This is a genomic window from Novosphingobium malaysiense, assembly GCF_000802225.1.
Lineage (GTDB): Bacteria > Pseudomonadota > Alphaproteobacteria > Sphingomonadales > Sphingomonadaceae > Novosphingobium > Novosphingobium malaysiense.
In genome coordinates, this window is record NZ_JTDI01000001.1 from 869,827 (window position 1) to 891,620 (window position 21,794).

Genomic DNA, 21,794 nt, shown 5'->3' on the forward strand with positions numbered 1-21,794 from the left:
AAGTCACCTTGTCGTTTGTTCAGCGGACCGCCTGATCGGTGGATCGGCGGCTTGCAGGTCGCGGGCGGCGTCAGCCAATACCTGCGCAAGTGATACCGCATTGCTGGCATGCGGAATGGAGTTCGTCGTCACGACCCGTGCTGCGCCCGCCGCAAGAATATCGTCATGGGCATTGCCGGCAAAGACCGCATGGATCACGACGCAGATGGGCGGCCTCGCTCCTGCTGCGAGCAGTCGCTCGATCGCCTCGATCAGCGTCCGTCCCGAGGAGACAATATCATCGAGAATTACGGGCGTTCCGGCCAGCAAGACCTCACTATGCGGTACGCTGACCTCGACACTGCGATCGCCGCTGCGGCGCTTTTCGAGCACTTCATAGGGCCGGTCCGCCAGCCGGGCGACTTCAGCGACCCATTGCCGGCTCTCGCTGTCGGGGCCGAGGAGCATAGCATCGGGTACGTTTGCGGCAATCCAGCCGGCCAGCAAGGGGGCAGTTTCGATCCGGCGTACCGGAATGTCGAACAGGTCTTCGAGCGAATGGATCCGGTGCAGATGCGGATCTGCCGTCACCACCCAGTCGAAGCTCTCCTCCAGGAAGCGGGCAAACAAGGGGGCGCTGACCGCCTGGCCTCCGGCAAATCGCTGGTCCTGCCGCATGTAAGCGAGATAGGGCGTGATCAGCCCAACGCGGCGGGCACCCATTTCCTTGGCTGTCTCTGCTGCAAATCGCAGCGGCAGGGCCAGCGGATCGGGATCGCGCAGGGTGGCGAGAACGGCGACATCCTTGCCGGCAAGGTCGCCAGGCAAGGTCACCAGGCTCTCGCCATCCGGAAAGCGGTGGAGATCGACTTCTCCCACCTGCGCTCCGGATAGCTTGGCGATGGCGTCACCCAGGGGCATCAAGCCTGGAAATGCCAGGATATGGGTCATGGCACCTCTCCGATCTGGAAGGGAGAAGCGCCCGCGCGGGCATAGTCCTGCGCCCAGCCAAGCTCGCCCCGCGTTTCCGCGTGTATCTCGTAGAGCGGTTGGCCTGCCTCGATCACATCGCCCGGCCTTGCGAGCAGACGTACTCCGGCGTGCTTACGGCCCGGAGCCCCGGCCAATTTCGCGATCTTGGCGATGCGGCGGTTATCGATCTCCCTGATCGCGCCGCCAACATCAGCTGTTTCAATGGCTTGGTGAGGCGCGCTGCCCGGTTCGCGAAATCCGCCCTGCGCTTTGCAGATGGACAGGAATTTTGCTTCGGCCGCACCGCTACCAAGCAGGGTCCTTGCCAAGTCACGGCCCTTTCCGCCGTTCGCTTCCGCCAGGTCGAGCAGGGCGCCTGCCAGGTCCAGCGCTCTTTCGCGCAAGTCTATCGGGCCATCAGGATCACGCCTCAGGACCGCAAGCAGGTCGTGGGCCTCAAGCGCCGGGCCGATACCGCGTCCCACCGGGGCCGATCCGTCACTAACATGGATCCGCAGCGTGAGGCCGATCGCCTGGCCGACGGCATGCAGACGCTCGGACAGGGTTCGCGCAGCCGCCTCCGTTCGGACCTTGGCCGTGGGTCCGACCGGCATGTCGATCAGCACATGGGTTGAACCCGCTGCCGCCTTCTTGGAGAGCACGCTGGCGACGAGCTGGCCGTCGCTGTCGAAATCGAGCGGCCGCTCGATCCGGATCAGCAAATCGTCGGCGGGGCTGAGATCGAGGCCACCACCCCAGACGACACATCCACCCTCACTTTCGACCACGCGGCGCATGGCGGCGATGTCGAGCGCGACCGGCGCCAGGACTTCCATCGTGTCGGCGGTGCCCGCTGGCGAGGTAATCGCGCGGCTCGAGGTTTTGGGTATGCGAAATCCCGCGGCAGCAAGGATGGCCACGACAATGGGAGTGGTCCGGTTGCCCGGCAGTCCGCCTACGCAATGCTTGTCGAGAACCAGCCCCGCACCCCAGTCAAGCGTCTTGCCCGCGCCGTGCATCGCCCGCGTGAGGGCGATCGTTTCGGCAATATCGAGCCGATCACCGGCGCATGCCGTGATGAAGGCGGCAAGATCGAGATCGGACAGGCGGTGCGCCACCGTATCGTTAATGATGGCCTGACAACCAGCCGCATCGAGGCGCTGGCCGTAGACCTTGGAACGGATCGCGGAAGCCGAGGCCGGCGGCTCCGGATGCGAGAAGGTGACGAGCTCGCCGTCGTCGGCCTTGAGCGCGGTCCAGGCGGCTTCACTGAGGGCAGCTGTATCGGGCGGCAGCCAGTCAGCATCGGTAACCACATTGAGCGCGGCAACGATTGACTGCTGGTCGTGCGTTATCTCGACCTGCGTCAGAACCGAGAAGCCCTCTGCCCGGCACAGGTGGCAATCTTCGCGCATATAAACGACAGGCTGCCGGTAGGTGTCGATGCCGGCTCGCATGACGGGTATCGAGTGAATATCACCCGTCATTTCGGACGCTCCAGGCTGATCCGTTCGAGGTGTTCCGGAACGCGAACCCTCCAGCCAAGCTCGTGGTCGATCCGGTAGCGCAGGGCATCTGCGCTATCGGGTTCGCCGTGGGTGACATATGTCATTTCCGGCGGCTTGGCCTGTCCCATCCAGGCCAGCAGTTCGTTAGCGTCCGCGTGGCCGGACATGCCTTCGAGTTGGATCACTTCGGCGCGGATGTCGATCTCGCGCCCGAAGAGCCGCAGATGCCGCTCGCCTCGGGCGAGAACGGCCCCCCTCGTGCCTCCTGCCTGGAAGCCGCTCAGCACGATCGCGTTCTTGGGATCGGGGCCAAAACTGACCAGGTGGTGCAGGACGCGGCCGCCAGCGAGCATGCCGCTTGCGGAAATGATGATCATAGGTCCGACACGACGGTTGAGCTCTTTCGATTCCTCGACCGTGCGCACGCGTTCGGCGAGATCGAACATGGCCTTGCAGTCGTCCCAGCTGACGTGGTGTTCATCGTGGTGGTTGTGGTAGATTGCGGTCGCGTCCACGCCCATCGGGCTGTTGAGATAGACCGGCACGTAGGGAATGGCGCCCCGCTCCCGCAGTTGCGCGATCTGCAGCATCACGCCCTGGATCCGGCCAACGGCAAAAGCCGGAATGACAATCGCGCCACCGCGCCGTGCGACTCGGTTGATGACGTCGGCGAGCTCCTGTTCAGGATCGACATGCCCGTGCGTACGATTGCCGTAGGTGGATTCGGTCACGAGAATGTCGGCACTCTCGAACGGGCGAGGGCCTCGCATCAACGGGTCGGCCTCACGACCGACATCGCCGCTGAAATGGACCGTCCGCCCGTCGACGGTCACCTGGATCTGAGCCGCGCCGAGCAGATGCCCCGCCGGAATGAAGCGGGCTGTAATGCCGTCTCCGAGGTCAAGTGTCTTTTCGAAAGGCGTCTGCCGGAAATGTTCCAGCGCCGCGCGGGCATCTTCAAGCGTGTAGAGCGGCTTTGGGTTCGCATGCCTGGAATAGCCCTTGCGCTTTGCATAGCGGGCCTCTTCCTCCTGCAGATGCCCGCTGTCTGGGAGCAGCAGGCCGCAGAGTTCGGCCGTAGCCGGCGTGCAATGGATATGGCCCTGAAAGCCGTTTCGGACCAGCGCGGGCAGATAGCCGGAATGGTCTAGGTGAGCATGTGTAAGCAGCACGCAGTCGATGGATTTCGGCGGCACCGGGAACGGCTTCCAGTTTCGTTCGCGAAGCTGTTTATACCCCTGGAAGAGCCCGCAATCGATTAGGATCCGACGACCCTTGGCCTCGATCAGGTAACGCGAACCCGTTACGGTTCCCGTCGCGCCAAGGAATCTGAGCGAAGGCTTCTCCGAGATGCTCATTTTGTCTGCCCTTTCCTAGGCACTGGCCGATCAGAGTTGAGGTTGCCGCGCGTTCGCACTCACTTCGAGCTGAAGAAGCGATGCAGTGGCAACAGCAAAACCGCCGCGTACCAGCCGTAAAGGAAGCTTCCGACCGCGCCCGCGATAAAGCCTGGCCACGTCAGCCATTCAAAGCCCGGCAGGAGCGGTGCCCACGCATCGAGCATATGAAATTTGGCCGGGACGAGCAGGCCATAGCCCACGCACAGGAGATACGTGATGAGCAGGAACAGACTGAGCGTCCAGCCCCAGATGCGAATCCCTTGCTTCAAGGTTGTATCGGTCATTACAGGCCTCCTGTTGCTCATGATACATAAGGGGAGTATAGTATATACGGTTTCCTGTTTCAAGAGTTGCTGATTTGGCGAATGATTGGCTCAACCTCGAAAAGCTGGCATGGGAGAGACGATGAGCGATAAATTCTCACGAGAAATCGCGCGCATGCGCAGGATCGAAGGCCAGGCGCGCGGCATTGCCAAAATGATGGAAGAGGACCGGTATTGCATCGATATTCTCCAGCAGTTCGCGGCAATGGAGGCTGCCTTGCGTTCGGCGCGCATGGAGGTGCTCAAGATCCATGCGAGCCATTGTCTCGAAGAGGCTATCGAACTGGGGTCGAAGGGCGACCAGCGAGCTAAAATCGCTGAACTTATCGCCCTTCTGGAAAAGCAGGCGCGCTGATCCCGTCGCCCACCGGGGCGATCATTCATTGCCAAGTTTGGCGACCTAACCGGGGCCATGGCCAGGATGCGCCGCGTGATCCTGTGCGGCGGGATCGGCAGGCGGAGCTTCGCTATCCGGTGCGCTATTGGATTCCGGCTTGCCCATTTGTCCGTGGCCCATTTGCGAGTGGTCCTTCGTTCCGTGATCTATCTGAGACTGATCCATCATGGCGTGGTCCATTTGTGAGTGGTCCATCATCCGGCGCATCATCTTGCCGTCTTCACCTTTGGCCATCATGCCCTGCATCATTTTGCCATTGTGCATCATTTCGCACTTCTGCGGCATTTCAGCTGGAGGCGCGGCCTGATCTGGCGCGGCCTGTTCAGACTGTGCCATCACCGGACTGGCAAGTAGTAGGCCTGCCAGGAAAATTGTCTGCTTTTTCATGTTGGTTCTCCTCGTCTTGTTCAGTTGTAGCTATTGAACACCGTGCGCCCCGTCTTGCCGAAGGCAATGACCTGGTAAGGCTGGGTGCGCCCGTCCATTTCCATACCCGGTGATCCGAGCGGCATTCCGGCGACTGCCAACCCCTCGACGCCTGCGGGGCGCTCGCGCAGCAGGCGCGCAATATCGGCGGCTGGCACATGGCCTTCGATGACATAGCCATCGACGATCATCGTGTGGCACGAACGAAGCTCGTCGGGGACGCCTTCGCGGTCCTTAATCGCGCCCATGTCGGCGCTGTCCTGCACCGCCACGTCGGCGTGCAGGCCCTCGCGGATATGTGCGGCCCAGGCCTCGCAGCAACCGCAGTTCGGATCGCGGAACATGGTATAGTTCGCCGCCTGTGCGGCACCGCTGCATGCGGCAAGGAACATCGTTCCAAGCAGCGCAATTAGTCTCGTACGAGACGTTCCCGAATCAAGTCTCTTCATTTGTGTTCCATCCCTTCCATCGCGTGATTGGACATGGTCGACATGTCGTGGCCTGCGTGCGGGTCGACTGGCAGTGCCTCCTGCGGCGCAGCTGGTTGGGTGGCTTTTGGCACTGAGCCTACCTCGTTTTCCGGCGCACCGCTGTTTCGGCCAGGTCTGGGCTCAACCGGCGTTCGCAAAGGGACGTCAGTCGCCGCCTTCTCGTACTGTTCAGGTTCGCCGGTCTCCAAACTCGCTGCGATCGTCTCGTTCTCGGGCGCTGCAGATTCCGAGATCGCGGGAACGGGCATGTCCTGCGATGCTTCCTCCGGCTTTCTATCACATCCGGCGAGCAAAAGGGCCGCTGCCGGCATCAGCCCAAAGAGAGCCGCGCGGGTCAGAATGAAACTCCGCATCGTGTTTACTCCAGACCAAGATGATTGGGGCCAAAGACCATCTCGCCGCCGAGATAACCCTGAACGACGAGGGCGACTGCAAGGATCGCGAGCGTGACGCGGAGGCCCGATCGCCGGTTCGAGCGGAATGCGAACCACGCAGCTAGGATTGCCACCCCCGCGACCGCCGAGCCGTTCCAGCGATGAATCCCAAGCGTTTGCGACCTGTCCGAAAGCCGCCAGCCCGCAGCAAACCAGCCAAGCAATGCGGCGACCAAGGCACCTATTGCGCCACCGGCAACGAGGAACCGCACGGTCGTCTCGAGACCAAGCGCAGGCCGCAGCGCCAGAAGGAGCTCGGCAAGGGCGGCCATGAGCAGCAGAGCGACGGGGAAATGCGCCGCGATTGGATGAAGCCGTCCAAGAAAGTCGCCTGTCGACGTCACCCGGTTTTCTGCAATCGCTGCCTCGAGCGCCTGCTCCGGCGTCTGCCGCTCGCCAACACCATCCGCGGATGGGTGCGCCTGCGCCATGAGCTCGGGGTCGTGCATAGCGCCTGCCGCTTCTTCATGCTTGGCGGTTGCCTCGTGCATCTCCATCTGCACCATCTCGGCGTCGCTCATATCGTCCTTGTGCCCTTCGTGCGCATGGACGGCGATTGGCACCGCGAAGGCCGCAACGGCCACCAAGGCCATGACTTGGCGAAAGACAGGAATCTGCTTCATGCTCGTTTTACGCCCTCACTTGCCGCACCCCTCAGAATTATTTTGAGGGGCAATGACACGGGAGGCGTATAGAAGGCGAGCAAACAGGAACGAGACAGGATGCGAAACAAACAACGACTGGACAATGCTCTGGCAAGCCTAGGATCCTCAGCCGATCCGGCGCTGCCGGACGGCTTCATGGACGGCGTCTGGATGCGAGTGGGCCAAATGGAGGCTGTATCCGCGCAGCGCACACGTTTCGTGCTCTTCGCGGCCATGGCTTTCATCGGGCTTGGTGCGGGATTCGGAACAACGCAGGCGCCCGCCCATGCCGAGCCTTCAGGCTATCAGCTGGTGGAAGGCGCGAATATGTCACCTGCCGCCCTGCTTCACGTCGAACCATGAAAATCAGCGGTTTTCAGCTGCTGTTGGCTATTTTGCTGGCGGTGGCAGCGGGGTGTATCGGTGCATTTGCGGCAAACGAATGGCGCCAATCGAGCCACCCGCAAACCCTTCATGATTTTGTCCATGATGAACTCGACCTCGATGCCGAGCAGAACAGCAGGCTCGAGCAACTCGAAACGAGTTTTGCTGTCGAGAGGAAGGAACTCGACCTGTCGCTGCGTGCGGCCAATGTCCGGCTGGCCGCGGCGATGGATGAGGAGCACGACTACGGCCCCAAGGTCGCCGCAGCGATCGACGATGTTCACGCGCGAATGGGGGATCTCCAGAAGGTGACGGTGAGGCATGTCTTTGCCATGCGTGCACTGCTCGATCCGGAGCAGCAGCGGCGCTTCGATCACCAGGTGGCTTTGTCTCTCACCGGCGAACCCGGCGAATGACCGGCAGTGCGGGGGCCGGACGACACGCTTGAGAGGGACCTGGTTGAGAAGGTCAGGGCCGGAAATAGAGCGGCCTTCGATCAACTCGCGGCAATCCACCTGCCGCGCCTGCTGAGCCTGTCCCGCCGTATGCTCGGGTCGGGCGATGAGGCTCAGGACGCCCTGCAAAATGCACTCGCTTCGACCTGGATCGCGCGCGCCAAACTGGACCCATCCAAGCCGATTGCGGCCTACCTGACGACGGTGACTCTCAACAAATGTAGGGACCGGCTGCGGAGACGAAAGGCGGCAATGCTCCTGGGCCTTGGTGCGTTCGATCCGGACCTGCCGGTAGCATCCGACGCGCCGGACGCGGAATCCGAGATTGCCGATCGGCAGGCGCTGCGACAAGTCTCCCGCGAGATTGAGCACCTGCCGATACTGTTGCGCGAAGCGCTCGTCCTGGTTGCCATAGACGGACGCAGTCAGCGAGAGGCCGCCGAACTTCTCGGCGTAACCGAGAAAACAATCGAGACCCGCGTTTATCGTGCGCGGCAGCGGCTGCGCGAAAAACTCGATTTTGTTTGAGGGGTAATCCCGCTCCCGGCGTAAGCGAGAGTATGAGCACTACACCTCTAAGCGACAGGTTCGCGATCGATCGCCGGAAATTTCTTACGCGCAGCGCGGGGGCAGCGAGCCTGCTAGGGCTTGGTCATGCCCTGCCGGCCTGGGCACGCGGGAGCCACGACGGGACGATGGTGCGCAAAGGCAGCGACGTTCTTTCGGGTGAGCATCTGACGATGACCGTTGCGGACTCAAGCTTCGCCACCGCCAGTCGCCACGGTCCGGCAGTGACAGTCAATGGAACGCTGCCCGGTCCCTTGCTGCGTCTTCGTGAGGGCCAGAATCTTGTGGTCGACCTCGAGAATAACAGCTCTATGGGAACCTCGATCCACTGGCACGGTCTGCTCGTCCCATTTCTGATGGACGGCGTCCCAGGCGTGACCATGGCCGCTGTCGAGCCGGGTGAACGGTTCCGCTACGAATTTCCGATCCGGCAGGCCGGGACCTACTGGTGGCACGCGCACACCTTGCAGGAGCCGATGGGTCATTATGGCCCGATCATTATCGACCCGGCGAACGGTGACCCCCACCAGGTCGATCGCGATTATGTCGTGATGCTCTCCGACTGGTCGCCGATGGACCCGCATGTGCTGATGAAGAAGCTGAAGGTCGGAGAAGCACCCTTCAACTTCCAGAAGACCACGGCGACTGACGACTATCCCCTCTCGGGCGCTGAACGCCGGATGTGGGCCCGCATGCGCATGATGCCGACCGATATCTCGGACGTTTCCGCGCCGCTCTACAGCTACCTCCTCAACGGTCATGGACCCGAAGACGGGTTGGAATTTGCTTTCAATCCGGGTGAGCGGGTTCGCCTGCGTTTCATCAATGGCGCGGCGATGACCTTTTTCAACGTGCGTATTCCCGGCCTTCCAATGAAGGTAATTGCGGCTGACGGTCAGGATGTTCGCCCGGTCGAGGTCGACGAGTTCCAGATCGGCAATGCCGAGACCTACGATGTCATCGTCGAGCCGAACGGCGCAGACGCTTTCGCGATCGTCGCCGAGGCGATGGACCGTTCAGGCATGGGTGTCGCCATGCTGGCGAGCCGCCCCGGCGCGCGTGCCGACGTACCTCTGCTGCGCGATCCCCCTCTTCTGACGATGGCCGATATGGGCATGAGTCACGGTTCGTCTGCCGACAGCATGGACCACGGCGGGATGGATCATGGTTCATCCGGCGCCGCTTCGGGCGCCATGGACAGCTCGATGGACATGGGCTCGATGTCGATGCGCGACACGTCACTGCTTCCGCCAAACGTGAAGGTCGGACCCGGCGTCGACATGGTTTCCATGAACCCAGTCGACCGCATGGGCGATCCCGGTATCGGCCTTGCCGGCGTTGGCCACCGCGTCCTCAACTACAGGCAGCTCGTGTCGGCGAATATGAACCCGGACATGCGCCGGCCGACGCGGCTGAAGGAAATCCACCTGACCGGTAATATGGAACGGTACATGTGGTCGTTCGACGGCCAGAAGTTCTCCGCCGTCACCGACGATCCGATCCGTTTCGCCTTCAATGAGCGGGTCCGGGTAAAGCTGGTCAACGACACGATGATGGCCCACCCGATCCACCTGCACGGGCATTTCTTCGAGCTGGTGAACGGTGCGCCGCATGGACATCAGCCATTGAAACACACGGTCATCGTCCAGCCGGGTGGCAGCGCGCAATTCGATCTGACGGCGAACGAGCCAGGCGACTGGGCGTTTCACTGCCATCTCATCTACCACATGCACAACGGGATGTTTCAGGTCGTGACGGTCCGCCCGTTGCAGGGGGGGGAAGGCTGATGCGAGCTGCAACTCTCCTCCTTTTCTCGCTCGCGGTGTTGCCCAGCGCGGCAATCGCGCAAGACCACCAGCATGACGCGCAAGCCACCAAAGAGAGCGAGGTCACAGCTCCTTCGCACACGCCCGCGGAACCTTCCGCCAGAGACGGTAGCGGCATGGATCATGGGACCATGGACCATTCTGCAATGAACCACGGGACGATGGGCCACGGCACGCCAGATAGTGGGATGATGGAACATGGGCCGATGGGGCATTCCGGTATGGAGCACTCCGCGATGCCAGATGATACGCCGATACCTCAGGGGCCGCCTCCGCCGGAAGCCTTCGAAGGCCCGGCCTTCGCCGCCGATGCTTTCGTCGGAGCTGAGAAAATGGCCGCGTCGCGCGCTTCGGTTGTCCGCGAAGTGAGCGGTCTGCCCGTCTTCTGGTTCCAGGCCGACCGCGCCGAATATCGCGCGCGCGAAGGTAAGGACGGATACCTCTGGGATGTTCAGGGCTATTACGGCGGTGATCTCGACAAGTTCTGGTTCAAGAGCGAAGGCGAAGGCAGCTTCGGCGAGAAGCCGGAAGCGGCCGAAGTGCAGGGATTGTGGAGCCATGCGATTGGCCCCTGGTGGGACCTTCAGCTAGGCGCCCGGCAGGATCTGACCGGGCCCGAACGTACCTATGCGGTTGTTGGCGTGCAGGGTCTCGCACCTTACCTGTTTGAAGTCGATGCCGCAGCGTTTCTCTCGTCAAAGGGCGATCTCAACGCGCGCGTTGAAGCGGAGCTTGACCAGCGGATTACCCAACGCCTGATCCTCCAGCCCCGCGTCGAATTGAATCTATCAGCGCAGGATATTCCGGAGCTCGGCATAGGTGCCGGACTCGACACGGCCGAAGCAGGCCTGCGTCTGCGCTACGAATTTGCTCGCGAGTTCGCGCCTTACGTCGGCATCGAGCAGGAGTGGAAGCTGGGCGGAAGTGCGGATTATGCTCGCCAGCTCGGCGAAAGTACATCTGCGACCAATTTAGTCGTTGGCATCAGGTTCTGGTTCTAAGAGATGTTTCCGAGGTTTTACGGTATGCTTTCCTCAAGAGCACATTCCTGACGACGGGCCAATTTAGGCATTTGGAAGTGGATAGCCCGCTTTCTGCCTGTCATCACCAGAGGTCACTAAGGCTGCAGGGCCAGGAGCTCCATTGGTCTTGCCCGACCAATGGCTGAGCCGGAGCAAGAGAAATATGAAAGCGCTTGCGGGCCTCTTGATTGCAATTTTGCACTTCGGACTCCTGTCAGGCTGCGGCCAGCAAGAGCCAAACAGGCCCGGTTCTTCGGACGCGTCCGCCAAGGCTGAGATCATGTCGCACGATCTTGGCCCTTTCTTTTCCGAAGAAACCGCCATGTACGATCGGATGCGGGCGGCCGTCGGCACGAACTCGGCCGATAGTTGGACCAGAATGATGATCGCGCATCACGAAGGAGGAGCGGCAATTTCGCGGATCGCATTGAGCGCGAACTTGCCGATGCAAGAAGCGCAGCTAGTCAGGCGAACCCTCGAAGAACAGGAGGAAGCAGTTGATACGCTACGCAGGTCGTTAGTCGACGGGATCCCAAGCGTTGACGATGCACTCATCTTTGTGGACCCCATTCAATCAACGCATGACGAGACGATGGCGATATTCGGGTCCGATGTATTCGAAGTCTGGCTCCGCAAAATGATCGGACACCACCGCGGCGCGATCGGGATGTGCGACGTATTGTTGCGTCAGAACGGCCTGGACCCAGAGACCGCGCTACTAGTCCGGTCGCTGAGGGCCAAACAGGTCAGCGAGATGGGCGTGCTCGAGAAAGCTCTCGATCAACTCGGAAGATGATCACTTGAAAAGATCGAGCGGAATCACTGGTCTGTTTCAATTTGCAGCGCCTTTCCGGAGAGCTGCGATCCAGCCAGTGATTCGCTTCCCTTCGGCAGGCGACGAGGTCACCCTCGCCCGATGAACCGTGCAGATACCTTTGTCATAGTGGGCTCCCTTCTTGCGCTCGCGTTGCTGTTTACGCCGAGGCTGAAGGCAAGCAGGGTGTGGCGTGCGACGCTGACGCCCCTGGCTTCGATTATTGGCAGCGGCTTTCTCATCATCGGCCCGATCCTCGTCAGCCATTTCAGTCGGATGGCATTGATTCCGATGATAATTCTTTGCCTGACCGGATATGCGTTTGGTTCGGCAGTCCGTTACAACATTGCGTCCATCGCGCGAGAAGAAGGCGCTACCACCTCTTCCCCTCAAAAGCTTGAGGCAGTTGCTTCCTGGTCGCTTGCAATAGCCTACGCAATATCCGTCACATATTATCTCAACCTTTTTGGTTCATTTGCAGCGCGCATCGTCGGAACAGACACCGGTCAACTCGGCAGGGTAATTACTTCTGCCGTATTCCTCGCAATTCTTGTCGCCGGCTTCTTGCGAGGCTTCTCAATGCTCGAACGGATGGAACGCGTTTCCGTCAGCATTAAGCTCGCCGTCATAGCAGGTTTGCTACTGGGACTTTCAGCCTATCTCGCGGGAATGTGGCAATCGGGCGAGCTTCCCGAAATCCGGGCGCACTGGAGTGTATGGCAAGGCCTGCCCCTCGTCCTCGGGCTTCTCATTACGGTTCAGGGCTTCGAAACCTCAAGATACCTGGGCGATTCATATCCGCCCGCAATTCGAATTCGCTCGATGCTGCTTGCCCAGATAATCGCCTTTGCAATCTACCTTATCTATGTTTCCTTGCTCTCAACCGGCTTTCCTATGGCGAGCGTGCCGATCAGCGAAACCGCCATCATCGACCTGATGGCAAGAGTTTCCGAACTGCTCCCCATCCTGCTGATCATCGCGGCGTTGAGCTCACAATTCAGTGCCGCTCTAGCGGTTACGGGCAGTTCTGGCGGGCTCGTTGAAGAGCTGACCCATGGCAGGGTCGTGCCCCGGAATGGTTATGTACTCATTGTTTTCGCGGGCCTGCTCCTGACGTGGCTGTCCGATGTCTTCTCGATCATCAGCTTCGCATCGCGCGCCTTCGCACTCTACTATGCGCTGCAATCTGCAATCGCAGCGAAGAGAGCCTGGAATGGCGAGAGACTTGCCCTGCCTCGCTTTCTGCGCGCGGCCTTCTTCTCAGCGTTATGCCTGTCAGGACTTCTGGTGCTTACTCTTGGCGTGCCCGTCGACGCTTAGTATCCTGGCGTCTTTCGAGGGGACACGCCCGACTATGGCAGGCAAGAGCATCTCGCTCGACGTTGCCCAACTCCCGTTCATTCGTCCGTGTAATCAGATTGTCGTTCGCGCGTCTGTTATTGAGCAGGCGAAAGTCCTGGTTCCAATGGAGGCAAGAATGAACGAGCGTACCAGTCATCAACAAGAGCACGGCAAACGGGCGGCAAGCTGCTGTGGTGCAAGCAAGCCGGCAAAACCGCAATCCGAAGTTGCAGGCTCAAGTCACATGAAACATCCGAAGACTGTCGGGGACGCAAGCCACCGCGGCTGTTGCTGTTCGCATAATTAGGATCCGGGTTGTTGCTGAGTATTTGCTTCAATCAACATCGGAAGAGAGAGATCGGCAGTATCTCACCTCCCGATGCCCGGATTGCGCTCGATAACGCAGCTGAGCAGCGTTAGAATGGTGAAGTCCCGGATTCCTCGGAGCAGTGCCTTGCGAACCGTCACCCTTGAAGTTCATGGCATGTCGCAATGCCTTGACCATCTCGCTATCGAGAAACGGCTTGGCAGGCTGCCGGGCGTGTCGAATGCGCAAGCAAGTCCAGCGTCTGAAAGTGTAACGATCACCTTCGACGATGCCCTGACAAATATCGCCAGCCTCACGGGCGCGATCCGCAATTGCGGCTTTCATTGCCGCGGAAGGCTTGTCCCGCGCCACATCTGCGTTCCGGACTCCGCGGTCTCTCCGAAGGAGGGGGCGGGTGACACCCCCGGTGCCGCACCGGTGCATGTGCATGCCCGAGCCGCAATCGCCGGCCCGCAAGACGCCGCGCGGGAACCATTGCACGACAGCATGGCCCATGAAATGGGCCATGGCGCGGGCATGGACATGGCCGCGATGGCGCGCGACATGCGCAACCGCTTTTTCGTCAGCCTGATCTTCTCCATCCCGATATTTGCCCTCTCGCCCATGGGCATGGATCGGCCCCTGCTGAAACCGCTGTTCGGGCTCAGTCTGGAGATGAACCTGTTCCTGCTTGCGACAGCGGCGATCCTTTATCCGGCCTGGCCGTTCGCCGTCGCGGCCATTCGCGCGCTGAGGAACGGGATCCTCAACATGGCGGTACTGGTTTTGCTCAGCGTCGGGACCGGATATCTCTTCAGCCTCGGTTCGACCTTCTTCTTCGAGGGCGAGCAATTCTACGAAGCTTCGGCCGTGCTGCTGGTCTTTATCCTGCTCGGCCACTGGCTCGAGATGCGTGCGCGTGCCGGCGCCTCCGAGGCTATCCGCAAGCTCATGGATCTCGCCCCACCGATGGCGACCGTATTGCGTGACGGCAAGGAAATCGAGCTGCCGACCGCTGAGGTGCTGGTCGGCGACATCGTTCTTATCCGTCCCGGCAACAAGATCCCGGTCGACGGCGAAATCGTCGAAGGCAAGTCCGAAATAGACGAGTCCATGCTCACCGGTGAGTCGATGCCCGTATCCAAGGGCCCCGGCGACACTGTCATCGGTGCTACCATCAACCGTAGTGGTAGCTTTCGCTACCGCGCGACCAAGGTCGGAGCAGACACGGCACTCGCCCAAATCGTCAAGCTCGTTCAGGAGGCGCAGAATTCCAAGGCTCCGGCACAATTACTAGCTGACCGGGCTTCGCAATGGTTAGTGCTGGCTGCCATCGCGATTGGACTGGCGACCTTCGCATTCTGGTATTTCGTCTTCGGCAGCAGCCTGTTGTTTGCTCTCACGCTGACAATCACGGTGTTCGTCATAGCCTGTCCGGACGCTCTTGGACTGGCGACCCCTATGGCGGTCATGGTGGGAACGGGCCTCGGCGCCACGCATGGCATCCTCTTCAAGAATGCGGGCGCGCTGGAGGACGCAACCAAGCTCGACGCCATCATCTTCGACAAGACTGGCACGCTGACCATGGGCCAGCCGAAGGTGGTCGAAGTCGTCGCCGCCGAAGGAATTTCTCAGGACGAGGTTCTTCGCAATGCCGGTGCGGTTGAGCGCAATTCGGAGCACCCGCTCGCGCTTGCGATCCTCGAACGAGCGGTGAACATTACGCTTCCGACTGCACGTGATTTCACGAACATCGAAGGCAAAGGCGCAACCGCGTATGTCGAAGGCGTAAGCGTAGTGATTGGCAATCGCCGCGTCATGGAAGATGCAGCCATCGTAATGGGCGCACTTGCCGATACCGCTGAGCGGCTGAAGGGCGACGGGCGCACGGTCGTCCACGTTGCGCGCGCGAATGAGCTGCTTGGCCTGATCGCGATTGCTGACGCTCCAAGGCCCTCCGCCAAGAGCACCGTTGCGGCTCTGCGCGGGCGTGGCGTCAAGGTTGCCATGCTCACGGGGGACAACGAGGGTACGGCTAAGCGCATTGCCGGCGAATTGGGCATCGAAATCGTTCTCGCAGACGTGCTGCCCGGCCAGAAGGCCGAAAAGGTCAAGGCGATGCAGGTACAAGGGCTGCGCGTCGGCATGGTTGGTGACGGGGTCAACGACGCTCCTGCCCTGACCCAGGCAGATGTCGGGTTCGCGATAGGTGCGGGCACCGATGTGGCGATGGAGAGCGCCGACGTCGTCCTGATGAAAAGCGACCCCTTCGACGTTGTCGGGGCGATCAGGCTTTCGCATGCGACACTCAGAAAGATGCACCAGAACCTCTGGTGGGCAGTCGCTTACAATGTGATTGCTTTCCCGCTTGCTGCTGGCATCCTCTATCCCGTTCTCTTGAGCCCGGCGATTGCCGCCCTCGCAATGTCGGGCAGTTCGGCGCTCGTGGCAATCAACGCACTTCTGCTCAAGCGCACGAAGCTTGAAGCGGATAACCGCACCTCGATCCTGCTATCGCAAGCTGAAGCGCTGGGCGCGCAGGAGGCCTGAAGTGAGCAGCGGACTTGAACCTAGCGAAGAACCATCGGCCAACCGCGACCCGAAGGACGCAGCGGTTCGACAAGCGCTCGTCGAAAGCCACCAGGATCTTGCCCGATTTCTGCAACGTCGCCTGGGCAACGCCGACGAAGCCGAGGACGTCTTGCAGCGATTTATCCTGAAAGCGATTGAACGCTCGGAAGACCTGAGAGATGTGAAGGCCGTGCGGGGCTGGCTAAGCCGTGTGCTCGCAACAACGATTGTCGACCATCAGCGCGCAGCGGCAAGGCGAAGGAAGCGCGAGCAGCTAGCCGATCCGGCAAAGATCGCCGAAATGGACGAGACCTCCATCGAACCCGATATGGAAATCGACGAGGCAATTTGTCATTGCTTGTACAAGCTGTTGCCAACCTTGAAGCCCGAATATGCCCAGCTCATCTGGCGTGTCGATCTGCTTGGAGAGGCGCGCAAGACTGTTGCGCAGGAAATCGGGGTCTCGGCCAACAATCTGACCGTCCGGCTGCACCGCGCCCGCCAGGCTCTAAAGCAGAGACTCGAAGAGTTGTGCCGTATCTGCGCCATCCACGGCTTCATGGACTGCGGTTGCGAGAATGCCGGGCAGCTGGGACAGCCTTAAGATGAGAGAATTGCGCGGAAAGCCGATTATCACTCTCACTCTCAATCCTTCGATCGATGCATCTTCCCAGGCAAATGAAGTAAGGCCGATCCACAAGATCCGTACCTCCGGCGAACGTTTCGATCCCGGTGGAGGCGGGATAAACGTCGCCCGGATCGTCCGCGAGCTAGGAGCCGAAACCAGGGCAATCTACCTCGCGGGCGGCGCAACTGGCGGGACATTCAACGAACTGCTGGACGCGGCATCGATACCCCGGCTACCCGTCGCGATCGCGGGACACACGCGCATCTGCCATGCAGTCTATGAACATTCGACGCATCTGGAATACCGGTTCGTCTCGACCGGACCAACGGTCGAGGATGCGGAGTGGCGTAGCTTGCTCGGCTGCCTGGAAGAAGTAGACTGCGATTACCTCGTTGCAAGCGGGAGCTTGCCGATGGGTGTGCCGGTCGATTTCTATGCAATGGTTGCAAGGTTGGCCCGGAAGAAGGGCATTCGGCTCGTCCTGGACAGCTCGGGCGAGGCCCTCTCGGCGGGTCTTGAGGAAGACGCGTTCCTTTATGGTATGTCGGCTGGCGCAGCCACGGCAATGACACCTGGAACCGAGCTCTGCGCGCGCGCGGATGTCGAGCGCATCTATTCAGAACTGAGACGACCTTCGCCCAAGCAAGGTCAGCCGTGACGCGCGGCTTGGAAGTGGGGAAGCGGGAACTGACGGAGGACAGGATGGAAAAGGGCAAGGCAATCCGAGTGGCAGTTAACGGCTATGGCGTGATCGGGAAGCGTGTCGCCGACGCGGTAGCAGCGCAAGACGACATGCAGCTTGCAGGTGTGGCCGATGTCACGCTCGATTGGCGGGCCCGCATTGTGACCGGTAAGGGCTTTCGCCTGTTCGGGGCCACGACGGAGCGAGCCGAGGCTATGGCCAAGAGCGGGCTGGAAGTGGCTGGTTCGCTGGAGGATTTGCTAGCCGGAGCCGACATCGTCGTCGACTGCACACCCAAGCACGTCGCGACAGGCAATGTCGAGACTTACCGCCGCAAGGGCATCAAGTTCATCGTCCAGGGTGGCGAGAAGCACTCGGTGACAGGGCACTCGTTTGTCGCGGAAGCCAGTTACGAGACCGCGCTAGGCCGCGACTGCACGCGCGTGGTGTCGTGCAACACGACATCGATAGTCCGCACGCTGTCGGCGCTGAAATTTGCCGGACTGCTGGCAAGAGCCCGGGGAACCCTGCTCAGGCGTGCGACCGATCCCTGGGAGAGCCATTTGGGCGGGATCATGAACACGCTCGTCCCCGAGGCCGAGATTCCAAGCCATCAGGGACCAGACGCCCGAAGCGTCGATCCCGATCTCGATGTGATTACGATGGCGGTGAAAGTCCCCGAGACCCTGGCGCATATGCACTACTGGTCGGTCCAACTTGCGAGGAAGGCCGAGAAGGACGAAATACTCGAGGCATTCTGTTCGTCGCCGCGGATCTCCCTGGTCCGCATGTCAGATGGCCTGACCGCAATCAACGCGATCAAGGAACTGATGGCAGACCTCGGCAGACCACACGACAATCTCTACGAAGTCGCGCTGTGGTCCGACATGCTCAAGGTCGAGGGAGACGAGCTGTTCTACGCCTACATGGTCGATAATCAGGCAATCGTGATTCCCGAGACGATCGACGCGATCAGGGCGCTGACCGGCTTCCAGGCGGATGCGCGAGCTTCGATAGCACAGACGAACGCATCGCTGAAAATCGGACAGCTCAATCTGCGTGCGTGATGTCGACGAGGTTGGTCGGCCTGCCTCGGCCAAAAGCCATGATGTTGTCGACTGTCGTATCGATGATCCGCCCAACGGCGCTGGTGGTGTTGTAGGCATTGTGCGGGGTCACGATGACATTCGGGAAGCGCAGCAGCACGTGATTGGCCACCAGGCCCTTGAGATCATAGCTGTCTGTCGTTGCCTGACGGAATATCTGCGCTTCCTCGCGGATCACCGGCTCGTGCGGAAGCACGTCGAGGCCTGCGGATCTTAGCTTTCCGTCAGCCAGCGCCCGGACCAGTGCCGCCGTGTCCACCACATTGCCCCGTGCGGTATTGATCAGCACGGCTCCCTTTTTCATCAGCCCGAATTCGCGATCGGAGATGAGATTCACCGTTGCTCCTGTTGCGGGCAAGTGAAGCGTCAGGACGTCAGCTTCGCCGAGAACCTCATCGAGGCCGGCATATCGAAAGCCGAGCTGTGCGGCACAATCTTCATCCGGATAAAGGTCATGGGCGACGACCTGCATGCCGAACCCGCCGCCGATCTCGATAGCGCGCCGTCCGATCCGGCCTGTCCCTATTACGCCAAGGACTTTGCCCCGCAGTTCGAATCCCTTCAGGCCATCTTGCGAGAAATTCCCACGCCTCGTGCGTTCGACTGAATCAACCAGATTGCGAGCGACTGCCAGGAGCAGCGCAAAGGCATGCTCGGCGACGGTGGCATCGCCATAGTTCGGCACATTGGCGACGGCGATGTCATGCGCACGGCACCAATCGAGGTCGATGTGATCGTAACCTGTCGAACGGGTGGCGATGAGCCTCAGCTTGGGGAGCTTGGCCAAGACTTCGCCCGTCAGCCTTGAATCGATGAAGGTGCTGATGATTTCCGCATCCGCAACCCGCCCGGCAACATCGCGATCGAGCCGCTCGGCCGTGCAGATCAATTCATGTTCTTCCTGTATACTGAGGCAGGCCCGATGCTCCCATTCCTGCGTTTCGAATATGATGACCTTCAATGTTGCGCTCCCTGTTCCGCGCCGTCGGACCCCGCGTCAATTTTCCTCTCCATCTCCGCGACATGGCGAATAGTGGTGACGAAACTATCGGGATTGAGGGAAATCGAGTCGATGCCTTGTCCGACCAGGAACTCCGCGAATTCGGGATAGTTGCTCGGAGCCTGGCCGCAGATTCCGATCTTTATGCCTGCTTCATGGGCCTTCCCGATCGCCTGGCGGATGGCTCGCTCGACCGCCTCATTGCGTTCGTCGAAGAGGTGGGCGAGATCGCTCGAATCCCGGTCAACTCCCAACACCAGCTGGGTCAGATCGTTTGAACCGATGGAAAAGCCGTCGAAGCGCTTCGCGAATTCCTCCGCCAGAAAGACATTGGAAGGAATCTCGCACATCATATAGACTTCGAGGCCCTCACTTCCGCGCTCAAGTCCGTATTTCGCCATCGTCGCAAGCACCCGATCGGCTTCCTCCAGTGTGCGGCAGAAGGGAACCATTACGATCACGTTCTTCAGGCCGATCTGATTGCGAACTTTCCCGAGCGCGCGGCATTCGAGTTCGAAGCCCTCGCGATAGCGATCGTCGTAATAACGCGACGAACCACGCCAGCCGATCATCGGATTCTCTTCCTTCGGCTCAAAGAAGCTGCCGCCGATCAGGTGGGCGTATTCGTTGGTCTTGAAGTCGCTAAGGCGAACGATGGCCGGGTGGGGATGATATGGAGCAGCGAGCTTGGCGATGCCGAGCGCCAGGGTCTCGACGAAGAATTCCACCGGGTCGGCGAAGCCGCGGACCGCTTCTCTCATTTGACGGCGCGTCTCGACATCCTCCACCCGTTCGGGGTGGATCAGGGCCATGGGATGGATCTTGATCAGATTGTTGATGATGAATTCCATGCGCGCCAGGCCAACCCCTTTCGCGGGCAGGCGCCACCACCTGAATGCGGCCGCGGGGCTTGCAATGTTCACCATCATCGCGGTCCGCGTCTCAGGCAGGCCTGAAAGGTCCACTTCGACCTCCTCGAACGGGAGGATGCCCGAATAGACCTCACCTCGGTCACCGCTGGCACAGGAAAGCGTGATCTCCTGCCCATCATGCAGGACTTGCGTTCCGTTTCCGGTCCCGACAATTGCGGGAACTCCCAGTTCGCGGCTGACAATCGCTGCATGGCTGGTCGTTCCGCCATGGTCGGTGATGATTCCGGCAGCCTTCTTCATCACCGGCACCCAGTCGGGATCGGTCATCTCGGTGACCAGGATCGAACCGTCGCGAAACTGCTCGATGTCGCTTGTGCTTCTGACGATGCAGACCTTGCCGGTAGCTATCGCTTCTCCAATCGCCGACCCGGTCAGGATCGGCTTGCCCGTCTGTTTCAACCGATAGCTCTTGACCGTCGCATCGTGTCGAGAGGACTGGACTGTTTCTGGACGAGCCTGGACGATGAAGAGTTCCCCAGTCTCGCCGTCCTTCGCCCACTCCATGTCCATGGGGCGCCCATAGTGCTCCTCGATAATTGCAGCCCACCGACCAAGCTGGAGGATCTCGTCATCCTCGAGAACGAACGCCTGGCGCTCCGCCAACGTCGTTTTCACAGAGGTCGTTCGAGAACTACCGCCCGTCGCATAGACCATCTTGATTTCCTTGGCGCCCGCCGCCTTCTCGATAATGGGCTTGTACTGCCGTTCGCCAAGAAGCGGCTTGAACACCAGGTATCGGTCGGGATCGACCGCACCCTGCACAACCGTTTCGCCCAGCCCCCAGGCAGCACTCACCACGGCCACATTGGGAAAGCCGCTTTCCGTATCGATCGAGAACATCACGCCCGAACCTGCAAGATCGGAGCGGACCATTTGTTGAACGCCAATCGACAGTGCTACATCAAGGTGGTCGAACCCCTGGACCTCGCGGTAACTGATCGCTCGATCGGTGAACAAGGATGCGTAGCAGCGGCGGCATGCATCGAGCAATGCACGCTCGCCACGAACATTCAGGAATGTCTCCTGCTGCCCGGCAAAGCTCGCCTGGGGGAGGTCCTCTGCAGTGGCGCTCGATCTGACAGCTACGCTAATGTCCTCAGTATGGCTGCGCTTAGAAAGCTCGCGATATGCATGGGTGATTGCATTGGAAATTTCCTGAGGGAACTCGGCGTCGAGGAAGAGGCGGCGAATCGCTTCACCTGTTGCATGAAGCGAAAGTTTACCGCTCTTAAGTGCGTCGATATTGCGCCTGAGATCGGGCTCCAGGCCGTTTGCCGAAACATACTCTCGGAATGCCGCTGCAGTGGTCGCAAACCCACCAGGCACCCGCACGCCCTTTCCCTCCAGCGCCCGGACCATCTCGCCAAGAGATGCATTCTTGCCGCCAACCCTTCCGACATCTCGGATGGACAAGGTTTCAAACCAGGCAATGAGGTTTTGGGTCATTTGGATCTCCAGATCCGGAAACGTGAGAGGGCGCTCCAATTTAAGGACGATCAAGACATATCACGGTTACGCCAGGCTCTGTAGCGCCGGAGCACCGTCCGTCGGGGCCTCGAGATGTCACATTGCCCCCGACCGCTGA

At 60.5% G+C, this 21,794-nt stretch carries 21 protein-coding genes; 12 read left to right on the top strand and 9 right to left on the bottom strand.

All coding sequences use genetic code 11. The features are described from left to right. Window positions 1–3: 3 nt before the first annotated feature. Genes LK12_RS03805 through LK12_RS03820 form a run of 4 tightly spaced genes read right to left on the bottom strand, consistent with a single transcriptional unit; the run spans window position 4 to window position 4,143 of the window. Window positions 4–930, bottom strand: a complete 927-nt coding sequence (locus LK12_RS03805; protein WP_052223130.1) for a ribose-phosphate diphosphokinase — start codon at window positions 928–930, stop codon at window positions 4–6. Then, window positions 927–2,438 carry a thymidine phosphorylase family protein gene (locus tag LK12_RS03810; protein WP_039279436.1) on the bottom strand — a complete coding sequence of 504 codons (1,512 nt, stop codon included), beginning with the start codon at window positions 2,436–2,438 and terminating at the stop codon, window positions 927–929. The genes LK12_RS03805 and LK12_RS03810 overlap by 4 nt, the downstream gene beginning before the upstream one ends. Next, entirely contained in the window at window positions 2,435–3,817 is a 1,383-nt protein-coding gene (locus LK12_RS03815; RefSeq protein ID WP_039279439.1) for an MBL fold metallo-hydrolase RNA specificity domain-containing protein, read from the bottom strand. Before LK12_RS03815 ends, LK12_RS03810 begins: the two co-directional genes overlap by 4 nt. A gap of 59 nt (window positions 3,818–3,876) precedes the next feature. Continuing rightward, window positions 3,877–4,143: a hypothetical protein gene (locus tag LK12_RS03820; RefSeq protein WP_039279442.1), complete on the bottom strand. Its 267-nt coding sequence runs from the start codon at window positions 4,141–4,143 to the stop codon at window positions 3,877–3,879. 121 nt (window positions 4,144–4,264) lie between these two features. Between LK12_RS03820 and LK12_RS03825 the strand changes: the two genes are divergently transcribed. Beyond that, complete coding sequence (locus LK12_RS03825; protein WP_039280293.1) at window positions 4,265–4,537, top strand: metal-sensitive transcriptional regulator; 273 nt, start codon at window positions 4,265–4,267, stop codon at window positions 4,535–4,537. A 45-nt stretch (window positions 4,538–4,582) separates the two neighbouring features. On the opposite strand, the gene LK12_RS03830 is transcribed toward LK12_RS03825, so the two are convergent. The 3 genes from LK12_RS03830 to LK12_RS03845 form a co-directional block, all read right to left on the bottom strand. After that, the gene (locus LK12_RS03830) at window positions 4,583–4,966 is read right to left on the bottom strand and encodes a hypothetical protein (RefSeq protein WP_039279445.1); all 384 of its coding nucleotides are present in this window, start codon (window positions 4,964–4,966) and stop codon (window positions 4,583–4,585) included. Window positions 4,967–4,986: 20 nt separating this feature from the next. Further along, on the bottom strand, window positions 4,987–5,454 hold the full coding sequence (locus LK12_RS03835) for a DUF411 domain-containing protein (protein ID WP_052223131.1): 468 nt from the start codon (window positions 5,452–5,454) through the stop codon (window positions 4,987–4,989). 400 nt (window positions 5,455–5,854) lie between these two features. Next, the gene (locus tag LK12_RS03845; protein ID WP_052223132.1) at window positions 5,855–6,553 is read right to left on the bottom strand and encodes a DUF2231 domain-containing protein; all 699 of its coding nucleotides are present in this window, start codon (window positions 6,551–6,553) and stop codon (window positions 5,855–5,857) included. 99 nt (window positions 6,554–6,652) lie between these two features. On the opposite strand from LK12_RS03845, the gene LK12_RS03850 reads away from it, so the two are divergent. The 11 genes from LK12_RS03850 to LK12_RS03900 all read left to right on the top strand — a co-directional run bounded on the left by LK12_RS03850 (window position 6,653) and on the right by LK12_RS03900 (window position 18,238). Next, window positions 6,653–6,937 carry a hypothetical protein gene (locus LK12_RS03850; RefSeq protein ID WP_039279452.1) on the top strand — a complete coding sequence of 95 codons (285 nt, stop codon included), beginning with the start codon at window positions 6,653–6,655 and terminating at the stop codon, window positions 6,935–6,937. Further along, window positions 6,934–7,374 (top strand): periplasmic heavy metal sensor, encoded by a 441-nt coding sequence (locus LK12_RS03855; protein ID WP_039279454.1) that lies wholly within the window; start codon window positions 6,934–6,936, stop codon window positions 7,372–7,374. Before LK12_RS03850 ends, LK12_RS03855 begins: the two co-directional genes overlap by 4 nt. 6 nt (window positions 7,375–7,380) lie before the next feature. Beyond that, entirely contained in the window at window positions 7,381–7,941 is a 561-nt protein-coding gene (locus LK12_RS03860) for an RNA polymerase sigma factor (RefSeq protein ID WP_039279457.1), read from the top strand. Window positions 7,942–7,973: 32 nt separating this feature from the next. Further along, window positions 7,974–9,767, top strand: a complete 1,794-nt coding sequence (locus LK12_RS03865; RefSeq protein WP_039279459.1) for a copper resistance system multicopper oxidase — start codon at window positions 7,974–7,976, stop codon at window positions 9,765–9,767. Window positions 9,768–9,937: 170 nt separating this feature from the next. Next, window positions 9,938–10,807 (top strand): copper resistance protein B, encoded by an 870-nt coding sequence (locus LK12_RS03870; RefSeq protein WP_407938119.1) that lies wholly within the window; start codon window positions 9,938–9,940, stop codon window positions 10,805–10,807. 184 nt (window positions 10,808–10,991) lie between these two features. After that, complete coding sequence (locus LK12_RS03875; protein WP_039279461.1) at window positions 10,992–11,624, top strand: DUF305 domain-containing protein; 633 nt, start codon at window positions 10,992–10,994, stop codon at window positions 11,622–11,624. Window positions 11,625–11,744: 120 nt separating this feature from the next. After that, window positions 11,745–12,962 carry an APC family permease gene (locus LK12_RS03880; RefSeq protein WP_039279464.1) on the top strand — a complete coding sequence of 406 codons (1,218 nt, stop codon included), beginning with the start codon at window positions 11,745–11,747 and terminating at the stop codon, window positions 12,960–12,962. A 505-nt stretch (window positions 12,963–13,467) separates the two neighbouring features. Then, entirely contained in the window at window positions 13,468–15,840 is a 2,373-nt protein-coding gene (locus tag LK12_RS03885; protein WP_156135372.1) for a heavy metal translocating P-type ATPase, read from the top strand. Between the two features lies 1 nt (window position 15,841). Further along, a complete protein-coding gene (locus LK12_RS03890; protein ID WP_039279465.1) occupies window positions 15,842–16,465 on the top strand; it encodes an RNA polymerase sigma factor in 624 nt (207 codons plus the stop codon). A 1-nt stretch (window position 16,466) separates the two neighbouring features. Further along, window positions 16,467–17,147, top strand: coding sequence for a 1-phosphofructokinase family hexose kinase (locus tag LK12_RS03895; protein ID WP_039279468.1), 681 nt, complete (start codon window positions 16,467–16,469; stop codon window positions 17,145–17,147). Continuing rightward, window positions 17,144–18,238, top strand: coding sequence for a type II glyceraldehyde-3-phosphate dehydrogenase (locus tag LK12_RS03900; RefSeq protein WP_231568232.1), 1,095 nt, complete (start codon window positions 17,144–17,146; stop codon window positions 18,236–18,238). The genes LK12_RS03895 and LK12_RS03900 overlap by 4 nt, the downstream gene beginning before the upstream one ends. On the opposite strand, the gene LK12_RS03905 is transcribed toward LK12_RS03900, so the two are convergent. After that, complete coding sequence (locus LK12_RS03905) at window positions 18,222–19,238, bottom strand: hydroxyacid dehydrogenase (RefSeq protein ID WP_039279472.1); 1,017 nt, start codon at window positions 19,236–19,238, stop codon at window positions 18,222–18,224. The genes LK12_RS03900 and LK12_RS03905 overlap by 17 nt on opposite strands. Next, the gene (ppsA, locus tag LK12_RS03910; protein WP_039279473.1) at window positions 19,235–21,655 is read right to left on the bottom strand and encodes a phosphoenolpyruvate synthase; all 2,421 of its coding nucleotides are present in this window, start codon (window positions 21,653–21,655) and stop codon (window positions 19,235–19,237) included. The genes LK12_RS03905 and ppsA overlap by 4 nt, the downstream gene beginning before the upstream one ends. Between the last annotated feature and the right edge of the window lie 139 nt (window positions 21,656–21,794).

Bases quoted from the DNA above. Each gene is read 5' to 3' on its own strand.
- LK12_RS03805 (WP_052223130.1), bottom strand. From the start codon at position 930: ATGACCCATATCCTGGCATTTCCAGGCTTGATGCCCCTGGGTGACGCC.
- LK12_RS03810 (WP_039279436.1), bottom strand. From the start codon at position 2,438: ATGACGGGTGATATTCACTCGATACCCGTCATGCGAGCCGGCATCGAC.
- LK12_RS03815 (WP_039279439.1), bottom strand. From the start codon at position 3,817: ATGAGCATCTCGGAGAAGCCTTCGCTCAGATTCCTTGGCGCGACGGGA.
- LK12_RS03820 (WP_039279442.1), bottom strand. From the start codon at position 4,143: ATGACCGATACAACCTTGAAGCAAGGGATTCGCATCTGGGGCTGGACG.
- LK12_RS03825 (WP_039280293.1), top strand. From the start codon at position 4,265: ATGAGCGATAAATTCTCACGAGAAATCGCGCGCATGCGCAGGATCGAA.
- LK12_RS03830 (WP_039279445.1), bottom strand. From the start codon at position 4,966: ATGAAAAAGCAGACAATTTTCCTGGCAGGCCTACTACTTGCCAGTCCG.
- LK12_RS03835 (WP_052223131.1), bottom strand. From the start codon at position 5,454: ATGAAGAGACTTGATTCGGGAACGTCTCGTACGAGACTAATTGCGCTG.
- LK12_RS03845 (WP_052223132.1), bottom strand. From the start codon at position 6,553: ATGAAGCAGATTCCTGTCTTTCGCCAAGTCATGGCCTTGGTGGCCGTT.
- LK12_RS03850 (WP_039279452.1), top strand. From the start codon at position 6,653: ATGCGAAACAAACAACGACTGGACAATGCTCTGGCAAGCCTAGGATCC.
- LK12_RS03855 (WP_039279454.1), top strand. From the start codon at position 6,934: ATGAAAATCAGCGGTTTTCAGCTGCTGTTGGCTATTTTGCTGGCGGTG.
- LK12_RS03865 (WP_039279459.1), top strand. From the start codon at position 7,974: ATGAGCACTACACCTCTAAGCGACAGGTTCGCGATCGATCGCCGGAAA.
- LK12_RS03870 (WP_407938119.1), top strand. From the start codon at position 9,938: ATGGACCATTCTGCAATGAACCACGGGACGATGGGCCACGGCACGCCA.
- LK12_RS03875 (WP_039279461.1), top strand. From the start codon at position 10,992: ATGAAAGCGCTTGCGGGCCTCTTGATTGCAATTTTGCACTTCGGACTC.
- LK12_RS03880 (WP_039279464.1), top strand. From the start codon at position 11,745: ATGAACCGTGCAGATACCTTTGTCATAGTGGGCTCCCTTCTTGCGCTC.
- LK12_RS03885 (WP_156135372.1), top strand. From the start codon at position 13,468: ATGTCGCAATGCCTTGACCATCTCGCTATCGAGAAACGGCTTGGCAGG.
- LK12_RS03895 (WP_039279468.1), top strand. From the start codon at position 16,467: ATGAGAGAATTGCGCGGAAAGCCGATTATCACTCTCACTCTCAATCCT.
- ppsA (WP_039279473.1), bottom strand. From the start codon at position 21,655: ATGACCCAAAACCTCATTGCCTGGTTTGAAACCTTGTCCATCCGAGAT.